At 64.7% G+C, this 8,480-nt stretch carries 8 protein-coding genes and 1 tRNA gene; 2 read left to right on the forward strand and 7 right to left on the reverse strand.

All coding sequences use genetic code 11. The features are described from left to right. The 4 genes from Y704_RS0101495 to Y704_RS18120 all read right to left on the reverse strand — a co-directional run. The coding region (locus tag Y704_RS0101495; protein WP_026548817.1) for a ribose-phosphate diphosphokinase at window positions 1-813 on the reverse strand (813 nt) is incomplete at its 3' end. After that, on the reverse strand, window positions 810-2,336 hold the full coding sequence (glmU, locus tag Y704_RS0101500) for a bifunctional UDP-N-acetylglucosamine diphosphorylase/glucosamine-1-phosphate N-acetyltransferase GlmU (RefSeq protein ID WP_051476584.1): 1,527 nt from the start codon (window positions 2,334-2,336) through the stop codon (window positions 810-812). The genes glmU and Y704_RS0101495, both read right to left, overlap by 4 nt. A 71-nt stretch (window positions 2,337-2,407) precedes the next feature. Beyond that, window positions 2,408-2,479, reverse strand: a tRNA-Gln gene (locus Y704_RS0101505). Between the two features lie 110 nt (window positions 2,480-2,589). After that, entirely contained in the window at window positions 2,590-3,168 is a 579-nt protein-coding gene (locus tag Y704_RS18120) for an SGNH/GDSL hydrolase family protein (RefSeq protein ID WP_035771094.1), read from the reverse strand. Here Y704_RS18120 and Y704_RS24760 point away from each other — a divergent pair, their 5' ends adjacent. Together Y704_RS24760 and Y704_RS0101520 are read left to right on the forward strand one after the other, a co-directional pair. Continuing rightward, window positions 3,169-3,309 carry a hypothetical protein gene (locus Y704_RS24760; RefSeq protein WP_216698927.1) on the forward strand — a complete coding sequence of 47 codons (141 nt, stop codon included), beginning with the start codon at window positions 3,169-3,171 and terminating at the stop codon, window positions 3,307-3,309. A gap of 86 nt (window positions 3,310-3,395) precedes the next feature. Further along, entirely contained in the window at window positions 3,396-3,941 is a 546-nt protein-coding gene (locus Y704_RS0101520; RefSeq protein ID WP_155850160.1) for a hypothetical protein, read from the forward strand. Here the strand turns inward: Y704_RS0101520 and Y704_RS18125 are convergent. The 3 genes from Y704_RS18125 to Y704_RS24275 form a co-directional block, all read right to left on the reverse strand. Then, on the reverse strand, window positions 3,849-5,417 hold the full coding sequence (locus tag Y704_RS18125) for a dynamin family protein (RefSeq protein WP_081747339.1): 1,569 nt from the start codon (window positions 5,415-5,417) through the stop codon (window positions 3,849-3,851). The two genes, Y704_RS0101520 and Y704_RS18125, sit on opposite strands and share 93 nt — an antisense overlap. Further along, a complete protein-coding gene (locus tag Y704_RS0101530) occupies window positions 5,414-7,249 on the reverse strand; it encodes a dynamin family protein (protein WP_051476585.1) in 1,836 nt (611 codons plus the stop codon). The genes Y704_RS18125 and Y704_RS0101530 overlap by 4 nt, the downstream gene beginning before the upstream one ends. A gap of 111 nt (window positions 7,250-7,360) precedes the next feature. Then, window positions 7,361-8,480 (reverse strand): hypothetical protein (locus Y704_RS24275; RefSeq protein ID WP_026548821.1); only part of this gene is annotated, 1,120 nt, incomplete at its 5' end.

An 8,480-nucleotide genomic window follows, 5' to 3' on the forward strand; every position in this document is an offset into this window, starting at 1 on the left:
GAGCCGGCGGGCCGCGGGGTCGGAGAAGACGGCGTGCGTTGCGGCGATGATGACGTCCTTGGCGCCCGCGTTCTTGAGGACCTGCACCGCTCCTGAGATGGTCCCGCCAGTATCGATCATGTCGTCGATGAGTACGCAGGTACGGCCCTCCACCTGGCCCACGACCTGCTTGGAGACCGCCTGGTTCGGCACGGTCAGGTCCCTGCTCTTGTGAACGAAGGCCAGCGGCGCTCCCCCGAGCCGCTCCGCCCACTGCTCAGCCACGCGGACACGTCCTGTGTCGGGCGAGACGACGGTGACGTTGTCGGCATTGACCCGTGACCGGATGTAGTCGGCAAGCAGCGGGATGGCCATGAGATGGTCGACGGGTCCGTCGAAGAAGCCCTGGATCTGTGAGGTATGGAGGTCGACGGACATGAGCCGGTTGGCGCCTGCCGTCTTGTAGAGGTCGGCGATGAGCCGCGCCGAAATGGGTTCGCGGCCGCGCCCCTTCTTGTCCTGCCGGGCATAGGGATAGAACGGCGAGACAACCGTGATGCGTTTGGCCGAAGCCCGCTTGAGCGAGTCGATCATGATCAACTGCTCCATGAGCCAGTTGTTGAGCGGTGCCGGGTGGGCCTGGATGACGAAGACGTCGGTTCCGCGGACGCTCTCGCCCGACCGCACGTAGATCTCGCCGTTCGCAAAATCGTAGGCGGAAACGGGAAGCAGCTCCGTTCCGAGCCACGAGGCGATCTCCTCGGCCAGTTCAGGGTGTGCACGCCCGGAAGCGAGCACCAGTTTCTTCTCGCCGCGTGCCGTAATCTCGCTCATGCGTGACCGCTCTCTTCTGTGGGGGTGCTGGGGGTATCGGTGGAAGCCGCACTGCCCGCGGCCCGTGCGGCCTCTGCGGAAGCCGTCCCGGGGCGCTTTTCGGTTACCCAGCCTTCGGTGGTGCGTTGCGGGGCGAAACTCACTGCGAGAGCCCCCGGCGGCACGTCCTTGCGGATGACTGCGCCGGCTCCGGTGTACGCGCCGTCACCGACGGCCACCGGAGCAACGAAAACGGTATTCGAACTCGTGCGCACGTGGGAGCCGATGGTGGTGCGGTGCTTGCTCACGCCGTCGTAGTTGGCCGTAATATTGCCGCATCCGATGTTCGTATAGTCGCCGATCTCGGCATCGCCCGCGTAGCCGAGGTGGGACAGTTTGGAACCCCGTCCTACTGTCACGTTCTTCGTCTCATAGAATGCTCCGATCTTCCCCTCATCCCCCAGGACGGTTCCTGGACGAAGATACGTGAAGGGCCCCACCGACGCACCGGCGCCGATGCGGGACCCGGTACCGTGGGTGCGGATCACGTGGGCGCCCTCGCCCACGTGGACGTCGGTGAGCGTCGTATCAGGGCCGACGACGGCGTCGCGCGCAACCTGCGTGGAGCCGTGGAGCTGGGTGCCGGGGAGGATGGTGACGTCCTCCGCGAGCAGCACGGTCCCATCGATCCAGGTGGTTCCGGGATCGATGATGCTGACACCTGCCCGCATCCAGCGCTCCAGGGTCCGGCGGTTCAACTCCGCGCCGAGGTGTGCCAGCTGGACCCGGTCATTCGCCCCCTCCACCTGCCAGTGGTCGGAAGCCACCAGTGCGGCTACGCGCCCGCCATCTGCCCGGGCAATGCCGAGCACATCTGTCAGGTACATCTCGCCCTGCGAATTCTCCGCGTCGACCTGCAGCAGTGAGGTGCGCAGAATCCCGGCGTCGAACGCGTAGATGCCCGAGTTCACCTCGCGAATGGCGAGCTGCGCGGCCGTCGCGTCCTTGTGCTCCACGATGGCCGTGACGGTGCCGTCAGCCGCCCGCTCGATGCGCCCGTAGCCTGTTGCGTCGTCGAGGACGGCGGTGAGGACGCTGACTGCGTTGCCGTCGTCGTGGTGAGCCTTCACCAGCGCCAGCAGCGTCTCGGACGTGAGCAGCGGAACGTCGCCGTAGGTCACCACGACAGTGCCGCTGAGAGGCTGCCCAGCGTGTCCATCCAGCGCGTCCAGTGCAACCTGCACGGCGCGCCCGGTTCCTGGGACGTCGTCCTGGTCAACGAGGAGTACGCCGGGGTCGAGCTCAGTGATGTGCCGGGCTACCCGCTCACGCTCATGCCGGACGACGACGGCGAGCGACTCCGGCTCGAGGCCCCGTGCAGCATTCAGCGCATGACCCACCATGGAAAGGCCGCCGAGCGGATGCAGGATCTTAGGGGTGCGGGACTTCATCCGGGTACCGGCACCGGCAGCGAGAACGATCACTGCTGCCGGGTAGGCGCCCGGGGGGTATGGCCTGGCAGTGTCTGCGTTCTGGTGGCTCACGAAGAAGCGCTCCTACCTGGTTTTGATTGGCCGGACGGACCCGGCGCAATTCTACGCGGCGCATTCGGCCGTTCCGCCCATAGGATTCGAACCTATACTCCACAGCTCCAAAGGCTGGGGTGCTGCCATTACACCAGGGCGGACCGCGCCGCGGCCCTGCCGAAACGGCGGATCACCTGCGCACGGTTATCTAGTTTGCCACGTCGCGGCACCCGACGGCGAGCCGGGCGGCCGGGCGGCCCAGCCCCGCGGTTCAGGGCGCTGAAACGAGCTGCTTCACCAGCTCCGCGATCCGCTCGTGACCGGCGTCGTTCGGGTGAAAGACGTCGGAGTCCCCGACCCATGTCGGCACTCCCTCCGGCCCTCGCAACCCGGCGTCCCCGAAGAGGCCCGACAACCGGTGGAACACCCCGCCGCGGGTGGTGCACTCGCTCTCGATGACGGCATCGAACGCCGAGGTCTTGTCCGACGCCGGATGCCAGACGCCGAGACACACGAGCCGCACACCGGGGGAAGCTTCCTCCAGGTCTTCGAGATACGCCGCATACTGGACGCCGAAGCCGTCGACGGCGTTGTTCCGCCCGATGTCGTTGGTGCCCAGCTCCACCACGGCGAGGTCCATCCCACGGGGAATTTCGAAGCCCTCGGCCACCTCCTGGACGGTATATCCCGCCTGATATGTCCCGAAGACGGATTCGGCTCCACCTTCGGTCAGCCACTCCTCCACGAGTCCACGGAAGCTCGATCCCTCGGTGGTGGCATGCCACCCCTCGGTGATGGAATCTCCTGTCAGTAGGACGGCAGAGGGTAATGGAGCAGCGAAGGATCCCACGTGATCCGGCTGTTCGGACTGATTCGGCTGATCCGGCTGTTCGGACCGACCGGACTGATCCGGCTGACCCGGCGAACACGAGACGAGCATGCTGCCTGCCGCAACGACGGCAACCAACACCCGGAGCTGCGCGACGGGTAACCCCTGCGCCGTGCAGATGAGAACCTTCGGGTCGGATCGGGTGCCGGGCGATTGATGGATGCGCCTCATGCGGCTACATTACGACCATGCGCCCACCACGCCCCGAGATGTCCGAGCCCAATCCTCCCCCGGTGCTGGCCCCCCGCGAGCCGAGCAGCGAAGTGAAGCTGTCCGGAAGGCTATGGGCGGCGAGCTTCCTCCTCGGGGGGATCGCACTGGTCATCGCCTTCCTCGAACGCACCACGCATGTGGAATTCCTGAGAGAAACTGCGAATGGGCTGAACAGTGGGTTGGAGCCGGCCGAACTCGATGTCGTCATCGGCCTGGCGTTCTGGTCCACACTCGGCGCGCTGGGGGTGGTTCTCCTCCTCGAGGTGGCCCTCGTTCGACCGCTACTGAAGGGCCGGGGCTGGGTGCGATGGGCACTTCTGGTCGCATTGGTGCTCCAGGTGGGTGCCGCCTTTTTGGCGACAGCCTTCCTTGCCGGACCAGACTCGAGCTTCCAGCCGGTTCCCCTGCTGGTGATCGGCCAGGCAGTGCTAGCCTGCGCGGCGCTTGTCGCCTGTCTGCTCCCCGGTGCCACCCGATGGTTCCGGTCCGGCCAGATGACCAGCGAGCGCCGGCCCGCCTGAAGCCGACTGCCGTGAGTACTGCGCCGCGAGCAGCGCCTCGCAGCTGCGCACCACCACCTGGCAGGCTTCAAGCGCGGCGCGGTCGGTGAGTGGGTTCTCGGATACCAGCCGCCAACGGTGAAGACTCCCCAGTGCCTGGGCGCGGAGCTCCTGTGGTGTTGCACTGTCCGGCAACCCGAGCCGGGCAGCAGGGGCAGCACCGGAACCGCCGATGAGCCGCTCGGCGTCGGCCGCCTGGGGAGGAGCGAGAGGGACGTCCCTGCCCCGCAGCCTTGCCAGTAGCCGCAGCTCCGTGAGCTCGTGGGCCCCTGACTCGAGGCACTCGACCGTTGCGGCCAACTGCGCCGCCCCTTCCCGGGGGTGTTCCTTCATCATCACCCGGACACCGGTGAGGGCGGTGCGGGCCCTCAGTTGTGAGCCACGGCTTTCGAACTGCCGCGTGACCTGCAGCATCAGTTCCCTGAGTCCGCTACGTTTCGCCAGTTCGTGCGCCAGGGCGGTCGGTTCGGTGATGCCGTTGCGCAACAGGACCAAGGCAAGGCGGATGCCGAAAAGGCCGAAGCGCTCCAGCAGCGAAGCGCGTGCCTCCTTGGTCACCTCCAGTTCCGCATCCGGACGGCAGAAGCGGTCTGCCGAGATCAGCATCCGTTCGCGCGCGACCTTGTCGAGTCTGGCGAGTTTCAGCAGGGCATTGAATTCATCCTGGCGCAGCGTACGGGCGGTTTGCGCGAGCAGGCCCGCTATGGGGACCACCCCGAGCGCGAGCGCGCGCAGTGCAGGGTCGTGGCGGTAGCGGTCCGCGATCTGCCCTGCAGACAGCAGCGCATCGATGCGGCCGGCTCCAACCTCATCGGCCCGCGACAGGACAGCCAGCGCATTGACCGTTCCTGTTCGCCCTGCACTCGTGTCACGAAATGCCTCGAGGAACTTGAGGTCCGATGCGTGGAGGTGGCGCATCAGGTAAAGAACTGCATCGGCCTCGGATGGGGCGTCCTCAGGCGTCAGGAAGGTCGTGGCACGTGCCGAGACGTCGGAGGACAGGGACGCAATGCCGGGGGTGTCGATCAGGGTGAGGTTACGCAGGCTTTCAGCAGGCCAGTCAACCACGATGCGGCCGATGTCCTCTGCGCGGGCCTGGCCCAGGTCGAACTGAAGCCTCCCCCTGACACGCCGCACTGCAAGCGAGCGGGGTTTCCCCACGAGAGGGTAGAGCGTGATGCGGGGGGTATCCGCGTACCGGTACCAGGTAACGATGCGTGTGCACTCACCGGTATCAGTCGGCGCAACCTCCTCACCGATGATGGCGTTGAGCAGCGTGGACTTTCCTGCCTTCACCATGCCGGCCACCGCGACGCGCAGCGGTTCGTTGAGCCGCTGCGCATAGCTCTCGAGCTCGGTCCGCAGCTGCGGATCGTTCCCGTAGACCCCCAGTGCATCGGCAATGAGCTCAGCGACCCCCGCGCTGGTGTCTTTCACGTCCCCGCCGCGACAGCCAACTGTGGCTCGAGTGCCGCCGCCTGCAGCCGCAGGGCTTCAACCCTGCTCAACTCAGCCTTGAGCGTTCGCACGCGCTGACCGGTTTCCTGGGTCAGCGTCGAGGCAGTGCGCTGGGCTGCTGACACCGAGTCTGCCAGCGACCGGTGGTGCTCCTCGGCAAGATCCGTGAAATGGTCCCGCGTCGACCGCTGGACCAGCCGAAGGCGGTCCTTGAGTTGCTTGCCCACCTGAAAGACGACGTCGTCGATCTGGCGGCGGACGAGCGCTTTTGCCTCACCCTGGCGCCGCTTCAGCCGCGCCTCCTTGTCCTCCTTGTACGCCTTGCGTCCGAGGAGGAGCCCCGCACCCACCGATATCGGGTTGATGAGGGCCATGCCGATGACTCCCGTCAAAAGGCCGAACATCAAGACACCGCCATACGAGCCCCGCATGCCGATCAACACTTTCTGACCCGCGCCGAGCGTACCGGGGTCGAGGGTGGGCACCTGTTCCACAGGGTCCAGGACATGCTCGGTGCTCGAAACCTGCAGGAGCGGCAGTGCGACTTCGTCCTGTGCAAACAGTTCTGCTACCTGCTCGGCGAGCCACTGTGCCCGCTCGTTGGTCCAGACGAAGGTATCCGATACCGCGGACGCGACACGTTGCTCCAGCCAGTCGGCGAACTGGTCCCAGGACAGACCGGGATCTCCCGCGTCAATGGACGACTCGGCCTCCCGCTGGATCTTGCGCAGGCGGTCCCGGAGATCGTGCTCCATGTCTGCGATGAGATCGGTGACGCCGTCGTTCAGGGTGGTCTGCCAGCGGGCCGACCGCTTGCGCTGCCGGTTCGCCTGTTCCTTCGACTCCTCCAACTGCGCCAGCATGAGCGGCACACCTTCCGGATTCTCGAGGGCATTAAGCTCCGCCTGAAGCGAGAGCCGCAGATGTTCAGCGGTGGACAGCAGATCCTGGGCCACCGATCGGCGCTGAAGCCTCTCCGCCTTCGCCACGATCTCGTGGCGGAGATAGCTGACCAAAACCGGAAACCCGGATTCTTCATTGAGCTCGGCGTCGTTGAGTCGAGCCGCGTGCAGCCTGAGATCGGAGGAGACCGGTATGAGCGGTACCGGACCATCCGGGCCAAGATGCGCGAGGTGCGCGAGGTCAAGTTCAGCCACCCGACGCCACTGCGGATAGAGGTCGGTCTTGGACAGGACGCATCCGACGTTGGGGACGATCCGCATCGCCTGACGCAGGAACCGGATTTCCGGCTCGGTGTACTCCTGGGAGGCATCCGATACCAGGATCATGGCGTCCGCGGTGGGCAGCGCCGTCAACGTGGTGAGCGAGTGCGCGGAATCCAGGCCTCCCACTCCTGGGGAGTCGATCAGCGACAGCCCGTTCGCAAGGATCTTGCGGGGGAGGCAGACCTCCGCTGCAGCAAGCTTCTGCCGGTTGGCCGGGTTGCCCCGCTCCGATACGAAGTCGGCAATGGCATCGAGGGATACCGGCCGCCGCTCCAGAGATGGTTCGCCGTCGTCGGACTCGGCACCTTCTCGCGGCGCTATGACGACAGCGGACGCCGGAGTGCCGTAGCGAACGACGGTGGGAACGGAGGTGGCAATGTCATCGTCCACAGGACAAACCGGCGCATTGACCAGCGCATTGATCAGCTGGCTTTTGCCCTGTTTGAATTCCCCCACCACGATCACGCGGACATCGGGATCGGCCAACCGCAGTCGTGTCTGCTCCAGTCGTTGCCGCAAGTCAGGACGCTCCCCTGCGCTCACCAACTCGATGCCGCTCTCCACCAGCTTGACCAGCTCGACCACCGTGACACTCCTCCTGCGAAACGACCATGGCCCGACCCCGAAAACCGGCCCAACGGGATTTCGTGCTTCCCGTTGGGCCGGTTTCGTGGGACCGGGTGTTGTCCTTACCTACTACAGTGCAACTTCATCGACGTTGAGCTCGGCGTCGATCTCTACCTCGTTGTCAGCGATGATCGTGGAATCGTCAACCGAATTGTCATTGAGTGAGTCCTCCAGCTCGACATCGATTTCCGTGGTCTCCTCGTTGAAGGAATCCTCCAGCTCGACATCGATTTCCGTGGTCTCCTCGTTGAAGGAGTCCTCGACCTCGACCTCGGTGACGGTCTCGTTGAAGGAGTCCTCGACCTCGACCTCGGTGACGGTCTCGGTGGAGTTGTCGTTGAACGAATCGTCGATCTCCAACTCTGCATCGATCGAGTTGTCGACCGAGTTGTCGTTCAGTGAATCATTCAGTTCAACATCGGTGTCGACCGAGTTGTCCGAGTTGTCCGTGTTGAACGAGTCATCGATCTCCACGTCGGCTTCGATCGAGTTGTCCGTGTTGAACGAGTCGTCGATCTCCACGTCGGCTTCGATCGAGTTGTCCGTGTTCACGGAGTTGTCGTTGAAAGAATCCTCGATCTCCACGTCAGCTTCGATCGAGTTGTCGGAATTGTCGGAATTGTCGGAATTGTCCGAGTTGTCCGAGTTGTCATTGAACGAATCGACGATCTCCACGTCGGCTTCGACCGAGTTGTCCGAGTTGTCGTTGAAGGAGTCCTCGATCTCCACCTGGGAGTTGTCGGAGCTGTCGTTGAACGAGTCCTCCACAGTGGTGTTGACCGTCGTGTTCCCGACAGTTGCGGATCCGCCGGCGGTTACGGTGGTCGAGTTGTCCTCGGAGTTGTCGACCGAATTGTCCACCGAGTTGTCGATGGAGGTGTCACCGGAGGTGCTGGCATCCAGGACGACGGCCTTGTCGCCCGAGGCGATGTAGGCATCGTTGTCGAACATCTGGGTTACGTCACCATCAGCCCAGATGTTCTGGTTCACCGACTGGTCAGTGACGGTATCACGGTCATCGACCGTGATCGTGTAGGAGTAGTTGTTGACGACGTGCATGATCTGCTGCACGGCGTGGCCATGGTCGTCATCGCCGTAGCCCCAATCGTGGTCATGGCCGTCGTCGCCGTGGCTGCCGCCATGGCCGCCGTCCTTGCCGTCGTCGCCGTCCTTGCCGTCGTCGCCGTCC

This window comes from Arthrobacter sp. Br18 (assembly GCF_000520555.1).
GTDB lineage: Bacteria > Actinomycetota > Actinomycetes > Actinomycetales > Micrococcaceae > Arthrobacter_D.